Origin of the sequence: Pseudoalteromonas sp. CO342X (assembly GCF_004208915.1) — a bacterium.
GTDB classification, from domain to species: domain Bacteria; phylum Pseudomonadota; class Gammaproteobacteria; order Enterobacterales; family Alteromonadaceae; genus Pseudoalteromonas; species Pseudoalteromonas maricaloris.
This window is the reverse complement of sequence record NZ_SGPH01000014.1, coordinates 130292-148342: the sequence shown is the minus strand read 5'-3', so window position 1 is coordinate 148342 and position 18051 is coordinate 130292. Positions and strand designations below refer to the sequence as shown.

General features: G+C 43.3%; 18 protein-coding genes. 11 read left to right on the top strand and 7 right to left on the bottom strand.

Going from position 1 to position 18051, the window contains the following annotated elements; all coding sequences use genetic code 11:
• Nucleotides 1–24 precede the first annotated feature (24 nt).
• Nucleotides 25–1017: a GlxA family transcriptional regulator gene (locus EXT47_RS06725; RefSeq protein ID WP_045963910.1), complete on the top strand. Its 993-nt coding sequence runs from the start codon at nucleotides 25–27 to the stop codon at nucleotides 1015–1017.
• A gap of 30 nt (nucleotides 1018–1047) precedes the next feature.
• On the opposite strand, the gene EXT47_RS06720 is transcribed toward EXT47_RS06725, so the two are convergent.
• Nucleotides 1048–1524: a transcription elongation factor GreAB gene (locus EXT47_RS06720; RefSeq protein WP_130126156.1), complete on the bottom strand. Its 477-nt coding sequence runs from the start codon at nucleotides 1522–1524 to the stop codon at nucleotides 1048–1050.
• On the bottom strand, nucleotides 1521–1955 hold the full coding sequence (locus EXT47_RS06715; protein WP_010605011.1) for a hypothetical protein: 435 nt from the start codon (nucleotides 1953–1955) through the stop codon (nucleotides 1521–1523). The genes EXT47_RS06720 and EXT47_RS06715 overlap by 4 nt, the downstream gene beginning before the upstream one ends.
• Before the next feature lie 306 nt (nucleotides 1956–2261).
• Here EXT47_RS06715 and ccoN point away from each other — a divergent pair, with 306 nt between their 5' ends.
• The 10 genes from ccoN (at nucleotide 2262) to uspE (ending at nucleotide 11359) form a co-directional block, all read left to right on the top strand.
• The gene (gene ccoN / locus EXT47_RS06710; RefSeq protein WP_010373997.1) at nucleotides 2262–3695 is read left to right on the top strand and encodes a cytochrome-c oxidase, cbb3-type subunit I; all 1434 of its coding nucleotides are present in this window, start codon (nucleotides 2262–2264) and stop codon (nucleotides 3693–3695) included.
• A 12-nt stretch (nucleotides 3696–3707) separates the two neighbouring features.
• A complete protein-coding gene (ccoO, locus tag EXT47_RS06705; RefSeq protein WP_010373994.1) occupies nucleotides 3708–4382 on the top strand; it encodes a cytochrome-c oxidase, cbb3-type subunit II in 675 nt (224 codons plus the stop codon).
• A gap of 5 nt (nucleotides 4383–4387) precedes the next feature.
• Nucleotides 4388–4573 carry a cbb3-type cytochrome c oxidase subunit 3 gene (locus EXT47_RS06700; RefSeq protein ID WP_010373992.1) on the top strand — a complete coding sequence of 62 codons (186 nt, stop codon included), beginning with the start codon at nucleotides 4388–4390 and terminating at the stop codon, nucleotides 4571–4573.
• Entirely contained in the window at nucleotides 4570–5535 is a 966-nt protein-coding gene (gene ccoP / locus EXT47_RS06695) for a cytochrome-c oxidase, cbb3-type subunit III (protein WP_039497495.1), read from the top strand. The genes EXT47_RS06700 and ccoP overlap by 4 nt, the downstream gene beginning before the upstream one ends.
• Before the next feature lie 118 nt (nucleotides 5536–5653).
• Nucleotides 5654–6145: a FixH family protein gene (locus EXT47_RS06690; RefSeq protein WP_010605013.1), complete on the top strand. Its 492-nt coding sequence runs from the start codon at nucleotides 5654–5656 to the stop codon at nucleotides 6143–6145.
• Between the two features lie 6 nt (nucleotides 6146–6151).
• Nucleotides 6152–8527, top strand: coding sequence for a heavy metal translocating P-type ATPase (locus EXT47_RS06685; RefSeq protein WP_039497493.1), 2376 nt, complete (start codon nucleotides 6152–6154; stop codon nucleotides 8525–8527).
• Complete coding sequence (gene ccoS, locus EXT47_RS06680; protein ID WP_039497491.1) at nucleotides 8524–8724, top strand: cbb3-type cytochrome oxidase assembly protein CcoS; 201 nt, start codon at nucleotides 8524–8526, stop codon at nucleotides 8722–8724. Before EXT47_RS06685 ends, ccoS begins: the two co-directional genes overlap by 4 nt.
• Before the next feature lies 1 nt (nucleotide 8725).
• A complete protein-coding gene (locus tag EXT47_RS06675; protein ID WP_039497489.1) occupies nucleotides 8726–9397 on the top strand; it encodes a sulfite exporter TauE/SafE family protein in 672 nt (223 codons plus the stop codon).
• Nucleotides 9398–9582: 185 nt separating this feature from the next.
• Nucleotides 9583–10317, top strand: a complete 735-nt coding sequence (locus tag EXT47_RS06670; protein ID WP_010373979.1) for an FNR family transcription factor — start codon at nucleotides 9583–9585, stop codon at nucleotides 10315–10317.
• 118 nt (nucleotides 10318–10435) lie between these two features.
• Nucleotides 10436–11359 (top strand): universal stress protein UspE, encoded by a 924-nt coding sequence (gene uspE, locus EXT47_RS06665; protein WP_010605017.1) that lies wholly within the window; start codon nucleotides 10436–10438, stop codon nucleotides 11357–11359.
• A 52-nt stretch (nucleotides 11360–11411) separates the two neighbouring features.
• On the opposite strand, the gene EXT47_RS06660 is transcribed toward uspE, so the two are convergent.
• From EXT47_RS06660 to EXT47_RS06640, 5 genes are all read right to left on the bottom strand, one after another.
• Nucleotides 11412–12608 carry a PepSY domain-containing protein gene (locus EXT47_RS06660; protein WP_130126155.1) on the bottom strand — a complete coding sequence of 399 codons (1197 nt, stop codon included), beginning with the start codon at nucleotides 12606–12608 and terminating at the stop codon, nucleotides 11412–11414.
• Nucleotides 12609–12682: 74 nt separating this feature from the next.
• On the bottom strand, nucleotides 12683–14836 hold the full coding sequence (locus EXT47_RS06655; protein ID WP_130126154.1) for a TonB-dependent siderophore receptor: 2154 nt from the start codon (nucleotides 14834–14836) through the stop codon (nucleotides 12683–12685).
• Between the two features lie 289 nt (nucleotides 14837–15125).
• Nucleotides 15126–16019, bottom strand: a complete 894-nt coding sequence (ttcA, locus tag EXT47_RS06650; protein ID WP_010373971.1) for a tRNA 2-thiocytidine(32) synthetase TtcA — start codon at nucleotides 16017–16019, stop codon at nucleotides 15126–15128.
• Nucleotides 16020–16182: 163 nt separating this feature from the next.
• Nucleotides 16183–17319 (bottom strand): ABC transporter permease, encoded by a 1137-nt coding sequence (locus EXT47_RS06645; protein ID WP_039497482.1) that lies wholly within the window; start codon nucleotides 17317–17319, stop codon nucleotides 16183–16185.
• A complete protein-coding gene (locus EXT47_RS06640) occupies nucleotides 17316–18050 on the bottom strand; it encodes an ATP-binding cassette domain-containing protein (RefSeq protein ID WP_039497480.1) in 735 nt (244 codons plus the stop codon). The genes EXT47_RS06645 and EXT47_RS06640 overlap by 4 nt, the downstream gene beginning before the upstream one ends.
• Nucleotide 18051 lies beyond the last annotated feature (1 nt).

Here is an 18051-nt window from a genome sequence, read left to right as displayed (position 1 = left end):
GCCAAACCAAAGAGGTCGGAGCAGATGAAACCCTGTACAAAGGTCGCCATTGTGCTTTACAAGCATATGCTCGTTACCAGTGTCACCTTACCGCTGGAAATGCTCAAAGCCGGACAAGCCTTTGCTAAAGTGCATCTAAAAGAGGCTTATGTTCCTTTAGAAGTTCTCCTTTGCAGCAGCCAAGGCGAGGCAGTCAACGCCGATAATTACCTGACACTTGAGGCACAAAGTGACTTTAGCTCCTTGCCTTTATATGACTACATTATTGTGCCAAGCATATGGCGAAATCCAAGACCTATTGTAAGACAAAACCAAGCGCTGAGTGAGTCACTTGCCGATGCATGGGGAGCAGGAAGCACACTGATAGGTGTAGGTACGGGTGTTTGCTTTTTAGCAAGTTCTGGCCTGCTTGACGGGCATTCAGCAACGACCCACTGGCATTTTGCCAAACAATTTTCTCAGCTATATCCCAATGTTGAATTAAAACCGGATTACTTTATCACTCAATCAGAGCGGATCTACACTGTAGCCAGCTTAAATGCGCTGGCCGATGTGATTGTTCATATTATTGAGTTACTGTACGGGATAGAAGCCGCACACCATGTGCAGCAAAACTTCTCTCATGAAATTCGTAAACCGTACGAAGAACAGCGCTATTTAGAGGGTGCTGTTGACCGTCATGCTGATGAACAAATTGCCGCTATCCAATTTTGGCTTAAAAATAACGCCGCATCGGAAATCTCTTTACCCGCTGTGGCAGCGCAATTTGATTTGAGCTATCGCACCTTTAACCGCCGTTTTAAACAAGCAACAGGGCAAACCGCCGTTGCCTACATACAACAGGTGCGTATTGAGATGTGCAAAGAGCTGCTCGCGAGCAGTAATCTCTCCATTCAAGATATTGCCCTTGCTTCTGGATTTAATTCACAAGGGCAATTAAGCAGAGTATTTAGGCAATTAATGGGAAAATCACCAAGCACATATCGGGCAATAGTAAGAAAGAAATTGTTCTCGTAGCAACTCGTAGCAAAACGAGAGTAAACCACTCTACAGTATTTGCATCACGGTTAACGTTTGCTGTTGGCCGTTGAAGAAAAATGAAATATCTTCGTCTACCGTTAACCCTTTTAGGCGCTTGCCAAGAGGCGCATTAAACGTTAACACCAACACAGGTGTTTCTTTATATTGAATTTTTAGTCCGCCTTCGCAAGGCGCAAAATAGAACCAATGACAGTTGCCCTGCTCGTCTTCAATTTCAACTAGTGCGTTATGTGTAATTGTATTGCCCACAGCTAAAGCCAATTGATTCAATATTGTTTGTTTTGCCAAATGCATGGCATCAACGCGCTCACTTTGCCCTTCTGCTAGGTAGCCATACTCGATACTCAACGAGTCGTATTGTGTTTCAGCAGCACTTTGTTCGTGAGTCGCGTCAGCACGAGCACTGTTTGCCGCTTCAGTGGCTTCAAGCAGCTTTTGTTCAAGCGCAAACTTGAGATATTCGATAAAAACAGATTTATTCATTGGTAGTTTACAGCTATTGGATGACTGGTAGTAACAGACTGGCCGTTAACGGTTAGCGCTAAACGTAAAATCCAACGCATCGATTTATCCGTGCATACACCGACCATGGTTTTTGCTATCAGTGTGTTTTTGTCAAAGAACACGGGAATTCTCCCCATGTTCATATTTTCTCCCTCAAGCCATGCCGAAACGACCTCTACTTTAGTCGCACTTTTTAGCCCAATGGTAAATTCTGTTTCAGGTTGAACCTGCTCTGAGCCCAGATAAATCTGCACTTGTGGAGTTAAATCACAGGGCGTTGAAAAATTACAGACATTTCTTGTTACTGAACTTTCACTTTTTTCTGAACTTTCATGTATAATAATAGTCGGGTCTGAACAGGCCACGAGGAAAACACCTAGCAACCCGATTGTTAATTGCTTTGCAATCATGAGGGATTTACCGTCACTTCTGAATCCTGCGCAGTGTACGCAAGTTTCAGGGCAAATGCTAGGTTGCTTAAGAAGCGAACAAAAAGCGCGTGAAAACTTGATTGATGTCATAATTTTAGGCGTTTTAGGTATCTTTTCATAAGCAAAAAAATTATCATTTCCTCGCAAAAATAAAGGTTTCTCGGGCTGGTTAGGTTTTCACTCATCTTTTGAGTTAAAACATGACGGGCTTGAAGAAATATAACTAGGGCCTGTAATTCAGGTAATTCATTTCTAATCGCAATAAATTGCAGCGGAATCCAGAAAATGAGCCAAACAGTAGCATCACAAACTGAGTACAATTATAAAGTTGTACGCCAATTCGCTATCATGACAGTGATTTGGGGCATTGTTGGCATGGGTGTAGGTGTATTTATCGCAGCGCAACTTGCGTGGCCTGCGTTAAACTTCGACATTCCATGGTTAACTTACTCTAGACTTCGTCCGTTACACACGAACGCAGTAATCTTTGCATTTGGTACAAGTGCACTATTTGCAACCTCTTACTATGTTGTTCAGCGCACATGTCAAACGCGCCTGTTCTCTGACAAACTTGCCGCATTTACCTTCTGGGGTTGGCAAGCCATCATCGTATCTGCGGCTATCACGCTTCCTCTAGGTATTACTTCTTCAAAAGAATACGCTGAACTAGAGTGGCCGATTGATATCGCAATCGCGGTAGTATGGGTTACTTATGCTGTAGTATTCTTTGGTACTCTTATCAAGCGTAAAGTGTCACACATCTATGTAGCAAACTGGTTCTACGCTGGTTTCATTATCACTGTTGCAGTGCTTCACATTGTAAACAGTATGGCTATTCCTGTATCACTTACTAAATCTTATTCAATCTACGCTGGTGCAGTAGATGCTATGGTTCAATGGTGGTATGGTCACAACGCAGTAGGCTTCCTACTTACCGCTGGTTTCTTAGGTATGATGTACTACTTCGTACCAAAACAAGCAGGTCGTCCAGTTTACTCTTACCGTCTATCGGTTGTTCACTTCTGGGCACTTGTTTCTCTATATATTTGGGCAGGTCCTCACCACCTTCACTACACAGCACTACCTGACTGGACACAGTCTCTAGGTATGGTGATGTCAGTTATTCTATTCGTTCCTTCTTGGGGCGGTATGATCAACGGTATCATGACGCTGTCTGGCGCTTGGCACAAACTACGTACTGACCCAGTACTGCGTTTCTTAGTTGTCTCTCTATCGTTCTACGGTATGTCTACGTTCGAAGGCCCAATGATGGCTATTAAGTCTGTAAATGCGCTTTCACACTACACAGACTGGACAGTAGGTCACGTACACTCTGGTGCACTAGGTTGGGTTGCGATGATTTCTATCGGTGCAATTTACCACCTAATCCCTGCCCTATTTGGTCACGGTAACATGTACAGCATCAAGCTAGTTAACACACATTTCTGGCTACACACAGTTGGTGTTGTGCTTTATATCGTTGCAATGTGGATCTCTGGTGTTATGCAAGGCCTAATGTGGCGCGCAGTAAATGCTGACGGTACATTAATGTACAGCTTTGTTCAGTCACTAGAAGCTTCTAAGCCTTTCTACATCATGCGATTCCTAGGCGGTGTATTCATCGTAGTTGGTATGCTGGTAATGGCTTACAACGTATTCCGTACGGTTACTGCAAAAAGTGGTCAACTTGCCACTGATGCAAACCCGCAAGTGGCTTAAGGGGTATTGAGTATGAGCAACAATAACTCAACAAACAAACACGAAATCGTTGAAAAGAACGTTGGCCTGATGGCTATCCTAACGGTATTCGCGATTAGCTTCGGTGCACTAGTTGAAATTACTCCACTAATGTTCCAAAAAGATACCACTCAGCCAGTAGAAGGCTTACGCCCGCTTACCGCGCTTGAAATGGAAGGTCGTGACATCTTCGTACGTGAAGGTTGTTACAACTGTCACTCACAGATGGTTCGTCCATTCCGTGATGAAGTTGAGCGCTACGGTCACTACTCTGTAGCCGGTGAGTCGGTATGGGATCACCCATTCCAGTGGGGTTCTAAGCGTACAGGTCCAGATTTGGCACGTGTTGGTCAGCGTTATTCTGACGACTGGCACTATGCGCACTTAATGGATCCTCGCTCGGTGGTACCTGAGTCAAACATGCCAGGCTACCCTTGGCTTGATAGCACTAAAGTAGATACCACTTATACTCTGAAAAAATTACAAGTGTTCCGTGATGCATTTGGTATTGATAAGTCGTCAGACCGCTACAATGGCAAAGGCTACGGTGATGATGCTGAACTACAAGCGCAAGTGGATGAAATTCACGCGATGAACGGTGGTGAAGGTGCAACAGAAATGCAAGCACTTATCGCTTACTTACAACAACTTGGCACACATTTGAAGTAATTGTTATGGATTACGGCACATACAGAGGCATTTTGACTCTGGTAATTTTGGTACTGTTTATAGTGATTGTTGTGTGGGCATATAGCAAGCGGTCTAAGCGCCGTTTCGACGACGCTGCTAATGCCATTTTTGAAGATGAGAAAAAACATAACAACACTATCTCTAACGAGGAAAAGGAGTCTGAAAAATGACTAGCTTTTGGAGTATTTGGGTTATCGTACTAACCCTAGCGTGTCTAGCTCTGATTTTCGGCCTGCTAATTTGGAACCTGAAAAACTACACAGGTGTCAAAGAAGGCGAAAGCTGTGGTCACGAGTTCGACGGAATTGAGGAATTAAATAATCCACTACCAAAGTGGTGGACTTACATGTTCTTCGCGACTTTTGTTTGGTCAGTATATTATCTTGCTGCTTACCCAGGTCTTGGTAACTTTAAAGGTTTCTTGAACTGGACGAGCTCTAACCAAGGTATTACTACCTTGGCAGAGTCTAAGAAAGCAGTCGCTGAAGCACATGAAAATGGCCAGTGGGTACAACTTGATAAAGAAGTTGAAGCAGCACAAGACCGTTTTGGTCCTATCTTCCAAGAATTTGCAAAGCAAGACGTACTTACGCTTGCAAAGAATGAAGAAGCACTTGAAATCGGTCAACGTTTATTCTCGCAAAACTGTGCTCAGTGTCATGGCTCTGATGCTCGTGGTGGCGCAGGCTTCCCTAACCTAACTGATAAAGACTGGTTATATGGTGGCACGCCTGACAAGATCAAAGAAACACTGCTTAACGGTCGTGTTGCAGCGATGCCAGCTTGGCAAGATGCACTTGGTGATCAAGGCGTAAAAGAAATGACTGCTTATGTACTAAGCCTTTCTGGACGTACTGTTAACCAAAAAGATGCTGATGCAGGTAAAGCTAAGTTTGCAATGTGTGCGGCTTGTCATGGTATGGATGGTAAAGGTTCTGTTGCACATAACCTCCCGTTCGGTGCACCAAACTTAACCGATAATATCTGGCTATACGGTGGTTCTCAACGCGCAGTTGAAGACACACTTCGCCACGGTCGTGCGGGTGTAATGCCAGCATGGAAAGATATCTTAGGTGAAGATAAAGTACACCTTCTAACAGCGTATGTTTATAGCTTGTCACAAGACCAATAAGCTTAGCTTTTAGAACATTATTTGAGATCAAAAAAGCCTCCATTTGGAGGCTTTTTTTTAGGTATTTACCGCAACTTACGGTAGAATACGAGCAAGTTTTATAGCCATGTGAGCAACTATGAACCCTACCCCTTGGTATAAGAATTTTTGGCCTTGGTTTTTAATTTTTTTCCCACTCGTTACTGTCGTTGCCTGTGTTTTTCTCATCACGTTTGCAGTAGGTAATGGTCCTGATATGGTCGTTGATGACTACTACAAAAAAGGTAAAGCAATCAACCTAGAGCTGAGTAAGTTTGATAAAGCAAAAGCGCTCTATTTACATGGTGACCTGCAAGTAGCAGAGCAAAAAGTCACCTTTAAATTTACCAAGGGCGACGCTTCTAAAGTTCATGCATTAAAGCTCTCGTTTTACCACCGCACTATTGAGAAATACGATTTTGCAGTCACGCTGACTAAAAACGCCAGCGGCGAGTTTACTGGCTTATTTGATGAACCACATAGCGGTGTGTTCACGGTATTTATAGAGCCTATGGACAACAGTTGGAAAATGAAAGAAAAAATCCAACTGCCACATGATGGTATTATCGCGGTCACTCCACAGTATAAGTAAGCTGCCATGGCAAATTCGTGTTTTCATTGTTTGGAGCCTATCCCTAAAGGGTTTGTAGGCTCGGTTACCTTTGAAGGTAACGCACAACCGGTTTGCTGTATTGGCTGCCAGGCCGTTGCCGAAACCATTATTTCTCAAGGTATGAGTGACTACTATACTTACCGCACAGAAAGTGCAGGTAAAGTTGAAGAGCTTGTACCTGAACAACTCAAAATGCTACTCAGCTATGATAACGACGAGATCCAAGAGGACTTCGTCGAAATTAGCGGTGAGCACAAAGAGGTGCTGCTCAGTGTTGAAGGAATAAGCTGCGCCGCTTGTGCTTGGCTTATCGAAAAACAACTACTGGCGCTCGGCGGTATCGTTCGTGTTGATGTTAACACCTCCACCCATCGCGCCATGATTGTATGGCAAGATAAACACGTTAAGCTAAGCGATATCATTAAATCTTTGATGGAAATCGGCTATAAGGCCTACCCATTTCAAGCCGATGAAGAAGCTGCACAAAAGCAAGCCGTAGCGAAAGCATACATCCGTCGTTTAGGCGTCGCTGGCCTCATGACTATGCAAGTGATGATGTTTGCATTTGCCATGTACTTTGGCATGTTTTCAGGCATGGAAGAGGACTTTGAACAGTACTTTCGTTGGATAAGCCTCGTGCTTGCCTCTCCTGTTATTCTGTATTCAGCGATGCCATTTTTAACGAATGCGGTTAAAGGGCTGAAAGCTAAACAACTGAATATGGATCTCCCTGTTTCGCTTGCCATATTCGGAGCCTACGGCGCCAGCACTTACGCTACTTTTATGGAAGTCGGCGAAGTCTATTTTGAATCCATCTGTATGTTTACCTTCTTGCTGTTGTTAGGTAAATACCTTGAGTTCAGGGCCAGACTAAAAGCCAGCGAGTTTACTGCAAACCTGCAAAAGCTGCTGCCATTGACCGCCAGAAAGGTTGATGAGAATAACAATGAACAACATATTGCCGCCAAAAAGCTAAAATTGAACGATCTGATATTAGTTAAGGCGGGAGAAACTATCCCTGCGGATGGCTTAGTGATCAAAGGCCATACCACCGTTGATGAGTCGATGATGACAGGCGAACATTTGCCAGTTAAGAAATATCAAGGCCATCAAGTGTATGCTGGAACCGTGAATCATGACGGTGTAATTACGTTAGAGATCAATAAAATTGGGCAAAATACCCTGCTCAACCAAATTATTCGACTGCAGCATAACGCACTTACCAAACGCCCTAAGTTGGTGGAAATCACCGATAAAGTCGCGCAGTGGTTTGTTGCCTGTCTATTAATTTTTGCCTCAATTACCGCCATCGGCTGGTACCCAATTTCACCAGATAAGGCTTTTTGGGTCACGATTTCAGTGCTAGTAGCAACCTGCCCTTGTGCGTTAAGCCTTGCGATACCAACCGCGCTTACCTGCGCCGTTGCGTCACTTACGAAAAAAGGGATCTTGATTAAAGAAGCCCATGTATTAGAAACGGCAACCAAATTAACGCGTGTTGCCTTTGACAAAACAGGCACACTGACCGAAGGACGTTTCTCAATTAAACACATTGAGTTACTGCAAACGGAATACAACGAGCAACAAGTCTTGGATTTCGCAGCAGCGTTAGAGCGCTTTTCTGAGCACCCAATCGCTCGCGCATTTGCACATATCACCCCAACCGAAAACCTAGTCCAAGATGTTGAAGTTGTGGCTGGTTCAGGTATTCGTGGTCACTGGCAAGGAGTCACTATTGCCCTTGGGAAAAGCCATTGGTTTGATAACCACGCGTCATTTGCTCAAGCTACCTTGTTCATTGACAACAACGCAGTCGCTGATTTTTACTTCAATGACAAAGTAAAAAATAATGCAGAAGCAGTTGTTGAACAGTTACAACAAGCGGGCCTTACATGCCACATGCTAACTGGGGATAGCTCCAATGCAGGCAAAGAGTTATCGCAGCAGTTAGCATTAGATAGCTACCAAAGCGCTTGCACACCAGAGATTAAGCAACAAGCCGTTGAAACTTGGTCCAAACAAGGCGAGATTGTCGCTATGGTTGGTGATGGCATCAACGATAGCCCAGTATTCAATAGCGCTCACTTGTCAGTTGCGATGGATACCGGCGCTGATATCTCAAAGAATACCGCTGATGTGGTGTTGTTAAATAGCGATTTGAATGCCATTCTAGCCCTTCAGCAAGTAGCGAAACAAACGCGCAGAATAGTAAAGCAAAACTTAACCATATCACTTTTGTATAACGGCTCCATTTTGCCACTCGCTGCACTTGGCCTCATTCCACCTTGGATAGCAGTTATTGGCATGTCAGCTAGCTCGATCATCGTGATCGGTAATTCATTAAGGTTATTAAAGCTATGAGTATCATCTACGTATTAATACCTATCGCCATTTTATTCGTCATTATTGCTATTGGTATTTTCTTTTGGGCAGTAAAAAGCGAACAATTTTCAGATTTGAATAAACAGGGCCACAGCATCTTATTCGATGATGATAAAAAGCAAACGGGTGATAAGTCCGTAAAACCATCAAATAATAAGAGTAATAACGACAACTAGCATGAATGAGATAAGCTTGCTAAGTGCATTTGTAATGGGGCTTGCAGGAAGTGGTCACTGCTTGGTGATGTGTGGCGGTATTGCCAGCTCGCTACAACTGGCGAGTAAGCAGCTTTCTGCAGTGGTTGTTACCCTGTTGTATAATATCGGACGTATCTCCAGCTATGCACTAGCTGGCAGCCTTGTTGCCCTACTCGGGGCAAGTCTCGCCAAGCAAAACACGTCACTCGCCATTATATTACAATTGATGAGTGGTATTTTTATGGTGCTTGTCGCTATCTACGTAATGCGCTTAGCCAGCACCTTAAAATGGCTAGAGTCGTTTGCTAAAAGCTTAATTTGGCAACATATTGTTAAGCTCAATCACTACTTAGTCCCGGTCAATACAAAAACCAAAGCGTTTTGTTACGGGGCCTTATGGGGATGGCTACCCTGTGGCCTAGTTTATTCGGCTTTAACATGGACATTACAAGCAAAATCAGCAACTGAAGGCGCACTCATTATGCTCGCCTTTGGTATCGGCACAATGCCTGCGCTGATTGTAATAGGACAATCGGCTCAGCTGCTACAAAAGTTTATAAATCATTTAGTTACACGTATTATTATGGGTAATTTATTGATTTGGTATGGTGTTTATTTAATTATTATTGCAACTGATAAGTTAGTACATTAACCTATCCTTATCTAAGCAAACTCATCATTTAAGATTATTGGTTAGCGCTTTGAGATTAGGAGCTCCAATTGATAACCAAATTTTCTTTTGCGTGTCATATGAGTTTGTGGCGATCTGTAGTACCAAAACCGTTATGCTTTGATACTAGGTTGCCTTCACGTGCGTCATAGACTTATGGAAATTTTATGGACTTAAGTAATCAAAACCGCTCAAAGAGCCAATGCACAATCAGCTGCAATAATTGCAGTATCAGTCAACTTTGCCTCCCATTTTCGCTCAATGGCAGCGAAATGGACAAGTTAGATGAGATCATTGAACGTAAAAAGCCGCTTCATAAAGGGGATTTTCTTTTCGAGTCAGGTGCGCCATTAAATGCAATCTTTGCCGTTCGTTCCGGCTCATTTAAAAGCTACACACTGTCTGAGCAAGGCGACGAGCAGATCACAGGATTTCACCTTGCGGGCGATCTTGTGGGTTTTGATGCCATCAATAAAATGCAGCACCAGAGCTTCGCACAAGCTTTAGAGACCTCTATGGTGTGCGAAATCCCATTTGATACCCTTGATGAGTTAGCCGGTAAGCTGCCAAAGCTACGCCAACAGATCATGCGACTAATGAGCAGTGAAATCAATTACGACCAAGAGATGTTGTTATTATTGAATAAAAAGACTGCTGAAGAACGCTTAGCAACTTTTATCTATAACCTTTCAAATCGCTTCGGCGAGCGTGGTTTTTCTCGTAAAGAATTCCGCTTTACGATGACGCGCGGTGAAATTGGTAACTACTTAGGTCTTACTGTAGAAACCATTAGTCGTTTACTCAGTCGTTTCCAAAAAGCGGGAACAATAAAGGTCGAAGGCAAGTTTATTACCATTATTGATGCTGCAGCCCTAGCTGAGACAGCCGCAATTGCATCTTGATTTAGAACAAACTATTTATCGTTAAGACTTTATCCTTAGATAGGATCGGTTACACTCAATAAGGTCAGAGGTGAAAAAGCTTCTGATCTTATTTGTATACCGTTTTAAGGAGATAGTCGTGGATAAAATCAAAAGTATACTCACCGTAATTGATCCAACCAAAGAGCGCCAAAATAGCTTAGAACGCTCTATCAATCTTGCCAAGCGTACCGGTGCTGCAATCACTGCATTTATGTCTATTTATGACTTCTCCTATGAAATGACCACGATGTTGTCTAAAGACGAACGTGAAGCAATGCGTGAGGCAGTAATTAAAGACAGAGAAGCATGGCTTGCCGATATGGTTAAGGACTTTTCTGATGTGAGTATCCAAACTAAAGTGTTGTGGCACAATCGCCCCTACGAAGCAATCATCAAAACCGTGCTTGCACATGACTATGATTTGGTCATTAAATCCACCCATCAGCACGATACCCTAAAGTCAGTTATCTTCACCCCAACCGACTGGCATTTAATTCGCAAATGCCCTGCGCCACTATTACTGGTTAAAGATCACGCTTGGCCAGATCAAGGCAACATTATTGCAGCGGTAAACTCTGTCAGCGATAACGAACAACATCAAGAACTCAATAAGCGTATCATTACAGATGCTCAGTTTTTATGTGAATTAGCCAATGCTAAATTGAGCTTGGTAAACACCTATCCAGCAACGCCTGTTAATATTGCGATAGAAATTCCCGAGTTTAACCCATCGCAATACAATGAAGCCGTGAAAAAACATCATGAAGACGAGACATTTGCACTCGCAGAAACTTATTCAATAGATAAAAGCGATTGCATCATCAAAGAAGGTCTACCAGAGGACGTTATCCCCTATGTTGCTAAAGAAAAAGACGCTGAGTTAGTGGTCATCGGCACTGTCGGTCGCACTGGACTGAGTGCAGCGCTTGTTGGCAATACTGCTGAGCATGTGATAGATAGCTTAGACTGTGATGTCTTAGCACTAAAGCCAGATGGCTATAAATCCCCATTAGAAGACTAACTCAGCGCTCAAGTTAATTAAATGTGCGGTAAATACACAGCCGCACATCCCTTTATGTGTACCTGGCGAGCCAGAAATAAAAGTAAAATGCTGATAAACAAAATATCGGCAACGTTGCCAACTGTGCACCCGTTATACTTTTAGACTTAGTGCGCTTGTATGTCATCATCACGCCGGTAAACGACAGTCCGGTTAACGCAAGGCCAAACACAAACCATATAAGCTTAGAGGTGATCCCTGCAAAATAACCAAAGTGTAATGGATCTGCATGTTCGTTAAGATAATTGCCCCACGCCATATTTTCAGGTTGCTGTACTGCTAAAACCTCTAGCGTTGTTGGATCCATATAAACCTTGTGCGCTCTATCCCGAAGTAAAGGGTTTGTGCTCATCCCTTGAAAACGCAGCAACGCAGTATCTGCTCTTGGTAGCTGTACGGTTGTTATCGTCCAATTAGGAATGGCAAGCTGCGCTTTTTTAAAAGCGCTTTCAAACCTCTTTACAGAGAGCATGTTGACGTCTTTTACCGCTGTAACATGCTCAACTTTTGGAGCTGGAGGCTCCAAACTAAAACCGCCTACCCGTGCAGAAAACTCAAACAGATACCAAATACCTGTGATAATAATAAGTGTACTAAACCACAGTCCCCATAAGCCAAAAACCTTATGCAGGTCACTCAAAAATACTCTTGTACCTTGCGCCAATCTCAAACGCCACAGCGCAACTTTCCAATTTCGTGTGGTTTTCAGTCCGGTATAGACAGAGATCAGTAAAATGAATGCAAAAGCAGTGACAATTGGCAGCCCGGGCATTGCAGGCATAAATAGGTAGCGATGCAAATCTCTAAAAAATCGTTGAATTGTGAGTAATGGTATATCGCCCGTTACTTCATAAGTCCATTGATCAACGTGCACATACCTATCATTTTTAGCCTCGAAAGCCACCCGTGCTCGATAGGTAAAGTAGTCGCTCCCCATTGTACCTAAAGTAGTAATACGACCTTCTGGATAGCGTTCAGCTATCGACGCATACATATTTCTCCAAGATGCAGCCGTTTGCTCTTTTACCTCTTTGGGCTTTTGGCTCGCACGCATTTGCTCAAAAACAAGCCAATCTAATTCATTTGAAACAGTTGCGATTGTGCCGGTTGCGAGGATCACAAACATAACGGCCGCTAATTGAAAGCCTACCCAGGCATGTAAATCATATAACTTGCGTAGCCGCTTTCTTTGTCTAGCTTTGTCAGCCATCTTGATCCTTATAAAGATAGACTTTTATTTCCACAAGCTCGGATAACTCACCGAGCCTCAGATTAACTTAAGCATTACCAGTTGTAGGTAAACTCAAGGAAAGCATTTCTTGGATCGCCCGGAAAGTGTCCCGTGCGGTCTAAAAAGCCCGACTCTGCATATTCTTTATCGAATACGTTTTCAACTCTGAATAGCACACTATAGTTATCTAATTCCCAAATAATTGAGGTGTCAGCGACGAAATAGGAATTTAGTGTTTGGCCAGATAAACTAAGCTGCTCATCCACATAGTTACCGCCAACTGCGAAAGCCAGATTCCACTCAGGGATCTGATATCGAGTCCACACCCCAAACTGATTTTCAGGGGCGTTGGCAAATTTATCGCCAACACTATTGCGGATCCCACCAGCGCCATTGTCAGCGGTGATAGTCGCATCATTATAGGCATAGGCTAAGCTTACTACCCAGTCAGGGGTCACGTCGGTGATTAACTCGATTTCTAGGCCTTTACTCGTGATTTCTCCGATTGGCGCTAAATTATCAACACCATCTTGCTCGGGATCTGTACCTGTATTTTGTAGCAAGTTTTGCCTTGTTATCTGATAACCAGCCACTTTTAGCAATGTACTTCCGTTAAATAACTCTGCGTTAAGCCCAACTTCAATGATATCACCCGTCGTTGGCTCAAATGGACCACCCGCTTTTTCGTCCTGACTGGATACGCCTTGGGGTTCGTAAGAGTCAGCCCACTGTGAATACAATGAGATATCATCAGATAGCTTGTAGATACCACCAATTCTGAAGCTAACATTGGTATCATTAAACTTACTGCCATTGGCATCGTCTTCAAACTGGTCATAACGTATGCCTGCTACAAACGTTACTTTCTCCCAAGCGAGTTCGTTGAGTACATAAGTGCCATTACGCTGTTGTTTCGTTGTACTTTCTGGCGCAAACTTCACATTGTATTGATTTGGCTGCGTTTCTCCATAATTAGGGTTGTGGAGAGACAAAGGCAAAATATCCGAGTCTAACGACGTACCATTTAGATAACGAGTGACAAAGTCATTAGATGCTGACGCTCGACCCAACAACGCATCTTCTTCACCAGAATATATATCTAGTCCAAACGCGGTACGCTGCTCAGCACCAAGCATCTGTGTTTCATAAACAAAGTTAGCCGCAAAAGAGAGTTGAGACTGGGCTCTTAGTTGATCTCGGAACTCACGTGCGACCAAATCGATTTGACCATCTTTATTGCTGTCGATGAGTGCTCTTGGTTCATGATAGTTTTGTTCTTGCTCATTATCTATATAGCGAAGCGCAACGTTGTAACTTAGCGATGGGCTCAAATCCCCAGCAACACTCGCTTGCAATACATCTGAGGTTAGATTTAAAAAGTCTGTAGGCTCATTATGATTCCACGATGGGGTCGTTAGAAACTCACCGTCATCGCCAGCGGGGACCCCGCGTAAGCGATTCGCGTCCAAGTCCTGTTTGTAGTGCGTGTATTGCAAAATCAAACGAGCATCATCAAAATCATAAGCGTAACCTGCATCCATAATTGCCACTTCGCTTGCACTATTATCGCGGTAGGTATCTTGTTGTTCGTAAAACGCCCCCAAGCGAATGCTTTGCGCTTGTGCTACTTCACCAGTCACCTCACCAGAAGCACCATAGCGGCTATCTGTGCCCGCGATAATACGAGTATTGGCACTAAACTCAGATTGCGGCTTTTTAGTTATATAGTTGAATAACCCACCAGGTGCCCCGGGTCCATACAGCATACCGGCGGGACCTTTCAAAAAGTCGACACGCTCGACATTAAATAGCTGTGGGACATTAAACCCAACATATGGGTCGCCTCTTAGACCATCAAAATAGATTTCTTCTTGACGAAAGCCACGTGCAGTCACCCCCGCGTAGCTAAATTGGCTGACCCCCGCGATATTACGATAGAGATCTTTGGCATCTCTTGCGGCTAAATCACGGATCAGATTTGCATTGAGAGAAGTCACCATCTGGGTCGAGTTAAGTGGGTCAACCGCAAGCTTTCCCGTTGAAGATTCACCATTACGATATAAATTTAATGTTCGGCTAACGACGGTTATTTTTTCTATGTCTTGGTCTTTAAGCTTATCTTCTGACACTTGCTGCTGAGCTGATGCATGCAAAGAGGGATACATAATCGCTAAAGCGATAAGGGATAGTTTTGATATTGTTTTCATTTAGAGCCACAACTTGGTTATTATTAAAGCGCAGGCAAATGATAACAATTATTAATTACATTTAAAATAACCAACCTACATTTAATTGCGTTTTTTGCAAAACTAAGAACAAAAATATCTCATGCAGAGATCATTTTCCCGACAGCATGTATAAATTAGGTGCGTAGAGTTAACAGGTAATTTAAAGTGAAAGATGTTGGGGAGCAAAAGTAGTTAAGTTATAGAGTACCAATTATTGAGTTTTAGACTAGGCCTATCAGACCTAGTCTGGAAAAATCATTGTTGAGAATTAAATATTGGTTACATCAATAAACAATGATTCATCAATATTTGTCGAGGAAACCACTGCTTCATTAAAGTCATAAGCCTCACGTTCACCGTCTCTATCTAGAGGCAGACTTTCGAAGTCAAAGAGTTCAGTGTCAGCCAGTTGGCTTGGACTAACATTTTGAATTGATTTGAAAATATTCTCTACTCGACCAGGTGTTTTCTTATCCCACTCTACCAACATAGATTTAATGTTTTGACGTTGTAGGTTTTCTTGCGAACCACATAGGTTGCACGGAATAATAGGAAAATCCTTATGCTCTGCGTATTGAATAAGATCTTTTTCACGTGCATAAGTGAGCGGGCGGATCACCACATTACGACCATCATCAGAGCGCAGCTTTGGCGGCATCGCTTTCATTCGTGCGCCGTAGAACATGTTTAAAAACAGCGTTTCAACGATATCGTCTAAATGATGACCCAGTGCGATTTTAGTTGCGCCAATCTTTTCCGCAAATGAGTACAAAGTACCACGACGCAAGCGTGAACAAAGGCCACAAGTCGTTTTGCCCTCTGGTACTTTCTCTTTTACGACTGAGTAAGTATCTTTATCAATGATGTAATAAGGAATGTCTAACGTTTCGAAGTACTCAGGCAAAATATGCTCTGGGAACCCAGGCTGCTTTTGATCCAGATTGACCGCCACCACATCAAAGTGAATTGGTGCTGCCTTTTTTAGGCTAAGTAAAATATCCAGCATGGCGAATGAATCCTTACCACCGCTGATACAAGCCATCACCACATCGCCTTCTTCGATCATATTGTAATCTTTGATGGCGTTGCCGACATTACGGCGCAGACGCTTTTGCAGCTTATTAAACTCTAAAACTTCTTTGCGATTATCTTGCTCTGTCATGGTGTTAGGTGCCGTATTCATACTTACTCAACTGTGTACTGTGCGCGTTATCACGCTAGTACATTACTACATCAATTATGGGGCGCCGATTATACGTGAAATTGAGATGAGGTAAAATACAAAAATGGCGCCGCTCTGGGCGCCATTGTTGGGAACTAATAAATTATAGGCCGAACACTACCTTTTCACTTTTTAGCATGCGACTGCTTAGGTAGGTGAAAATAGCAAACAACCCCAGCGTTACCGCGCTCGACAACAATAGTTGTGGTACCGGTATCGCATTGCCTTTAATGATTTCAATCATTGCGTTTTGCTGCGCTGCGATCGGCATCCACTGCATAATGTCGGTAGCAATATCATAGGTCGTTGCCATACTCATCATTACCGGAATGAACAGCGCCATCGCTACATAAGATTGCGCCTCTTTAAATGATTTAGCTAAGAAAGAGATGAATATCAATAAACTGGCTGACATTAGCGCAATAGGCAGGCCAATGATAATTGCCGAAATAATGAATTTAGGACCAATAATCACCGTAAAGCCCATCATTTCCCAAGGCACCATATTATACGCAAACTTTGATACTATGGTGGTTAACACTAAAGCAATGATAGAGAAACCTGCAATTGCCCCCACTTTAGCTAACACAATATGCATAGTACTTATCGGGTGGCTAAGTAATAGCTGTAAAGAGTTTCGTTCACGCTCCCCTGCACTACTGTCAATTGCCATACCCATCGCCGCATAAAATAGTGAAATAATAATAGATAACGTTGCAATACCTAATACGAAGCCCCCTTTAGAGGTTGGTGTCGCTTGGTCATGAGTTTGAACATCTATCGCACGTGCAATTGTCGGATCGATACCACGCGCGACTAACCGCAATGAAGCAACTTCGCTGTTGTATAACATGAGGTTACGCTCTAGTCGGTTAATTGATGAACGTAACTTTTGCTCCGATTTATCAGCGATGATAAATACCGTCGCGCTCTTACCTTGCATCATATTCTCTTGGTAATCATCGCTTACCTCCAAGGTAATGGCTTTAACCTCTTCGCCTTCACCATGTTCAATTTCTTTACTCGCTAAAAATTGTACTAAGTTGGGCGCATTCTCCGCATTATTAATGGTGATTTTGAGTGCATCTGGCGAAGCCATTTGCTTAAACATGACGGTAAATAATACACACATTAGAATAGGTGCACCGATGCAATAGTAAAGGCCAGCCATCACTGAACGTTTGTCGCGGCTTGCGTCTAACACTTCTTTTTTAAATAAAACCGAGATTAATTTCATCATGCTGCAATTCCTTCATCCGTACCGATTAGGGTAATGAAAGCTTCCTCAAGCGACGCTTTACCTGTTTGTTCGCATAGAGCTTGTGGAGAACCTTCCGCGACCACTTTGCCTTTCGCCATGACCACCACATGATCGCAAAGTGCTGCAACTTCTTGCATCACGTGGCTAGAAAATAAGACACAGTGACCTTGCGCCTTAAGCATCAACAACAAATCTCGTAACACTCTGGTACTCATTACATCTAAACCACGTGTTGGCTCATCAAGTACAATATTCGTTGGTTTATGCACAATAGCCTGCGCCAACGCCGTTTTCATTCTTTGGCCTTGTGAAAAGCCTTTACAGCGTCTATCCGCGATATCCAACATTTGTAGCTTTTCTAACACTTCTTGTGTCGCGGCAGCGGCCGATCTTGCGTCCATGCCACTTAGTTCAGCGTAAAACTGGGTATATTCACGCGGTGTCATGCGCTCGTAGAGTCCACATGGGTCTGGGAACAATCCTAATTGTTGTTTTGCCCTGGTTGGCTCTTTGGCAACATCAATACTATCGATAGACGCCATACCTTGATCAGCTTGGAGCAGGCCAAATACGGTCCGTAAACAAGTCGTTTTACCTGCCCCATTTGGTCCCAATAGTCCCGTAATTTGACCATCTCGAGCGGTAAATGACAGCCCGTCTAGCGCGTTCACTTCACCAATCTTTTTATATAAGTTATCTACTTGGATCATG

Coding starts and splice junctions, on each gene's coding strand:
- EXT47_RS06725 (WP_045963910.1), top strand. CDS start 25: ATGAAACCCTGTACAAAGGTCGCCATTGTGCTTTACAAGCATATGCTC.
- EXT47_RS06720 (WP_130126156.1), bottom strand. CDS start 1,524: ATGAATAAATCTGTTTTTATCGAATATCTCAAGTTTGCGCTTGAACAA.
- EXT47_RS06715 (WP_010605011.1), bottom strand. CDS start 1,955: ATGATTGCAAAGCAATTAACAATCGGGTTGCTAGGTGTTTTCCTCGTG.
- ccoN (WP_010373997.1), top strand. CDS start 2,262: ATGAGCCAAACAGTAGCATCACAAACTGAGTACAATTATAAAGTTGTA.
- ccoO (WP_010373994.1), top strand. CDS start 3,708: ATGAGCAACAATAACTCAACAAACAAACACGAAATCGTTGAAAAGAAC.
- EXT47_RS06700 (WP_010373992.1), top strand. CDS start 4,388: ATGGATTACGGCACATACAGAGGCATTTTGACTCTGGTAATTTTGGTA.
- ccoP (WP_039497495.1), top strand. CDS start 4,570: ATGACTAGCTTTTGGAGTATTTGGGTTATCGTACTAACCCTAGCGTGT.
- EXT47_RS06690 (WP_010605013.1), top strand. CDS start 5,654: ATGAACCCTACCCCTTGGTATAAGAATTTTTGGCCTTGGTTTTTAATT.
- EXT47_RS06685 (WP_039497493.1), top strand. CDS start 6,152: ATGGCAAATTCGTGTTTTCATTGTTTGGAGCCTATCCCTAAAGGGTTT.
- ccoS (WP_039497491.1), top strand. CDS start 8,524: ATGAGTATCATCTACGTATTAATACCTATCGCCATTTTATTCGTCATT.
- EXT47_RS06675 (WP_039497489.1), top strand. CDS start 8,726: ATGAATGAGATAAGCTTGCTAAGTGCATTTGTAATGGGGCTTGCAGGA.
- EXT47_RS06670 (WP_010373979.1), top strand. CDS start 9,583: ATGGACTTAAGTAATCAAAACCGCTCAAAGAGCCAATGCACAATCAGC.
- EXT47_RS06660 (WP_130126155.1), bottom strand. CDS start 12,608: ATGGCTGACAAAGCTAGACAAAGAAAGCGGCTACGCAAGTTATATGAT.
- EXT47_RS06655 (WP_130126154.1), bottom strand. CDS start 14,836: ATGAAAACAATATCAAAACTATCCCTTATCGCTTTAGCGATTATGTAT.
- ttcA (WP_010373971.1), bottom strand. CDS start 16,019: ATGACAGAGCAAGATAATCGCAAAGAAGTTTTAGAGTTTAATAAGCTG.
- EXT47_RS06645 (WP_039497482.1), bottom strand. CDS start 17,319: ATGATGAAATTAATCTCGGTTTTATTTAAAAAAGAAGTGTTAGACGCA.
- EXT47_RS06640 (WP_039497480.1), bottom strand. CDS start 18,050: ATGATCCAAGTAGATAACTTATATAAAAAGATTGGTGAAGTGAACGCG.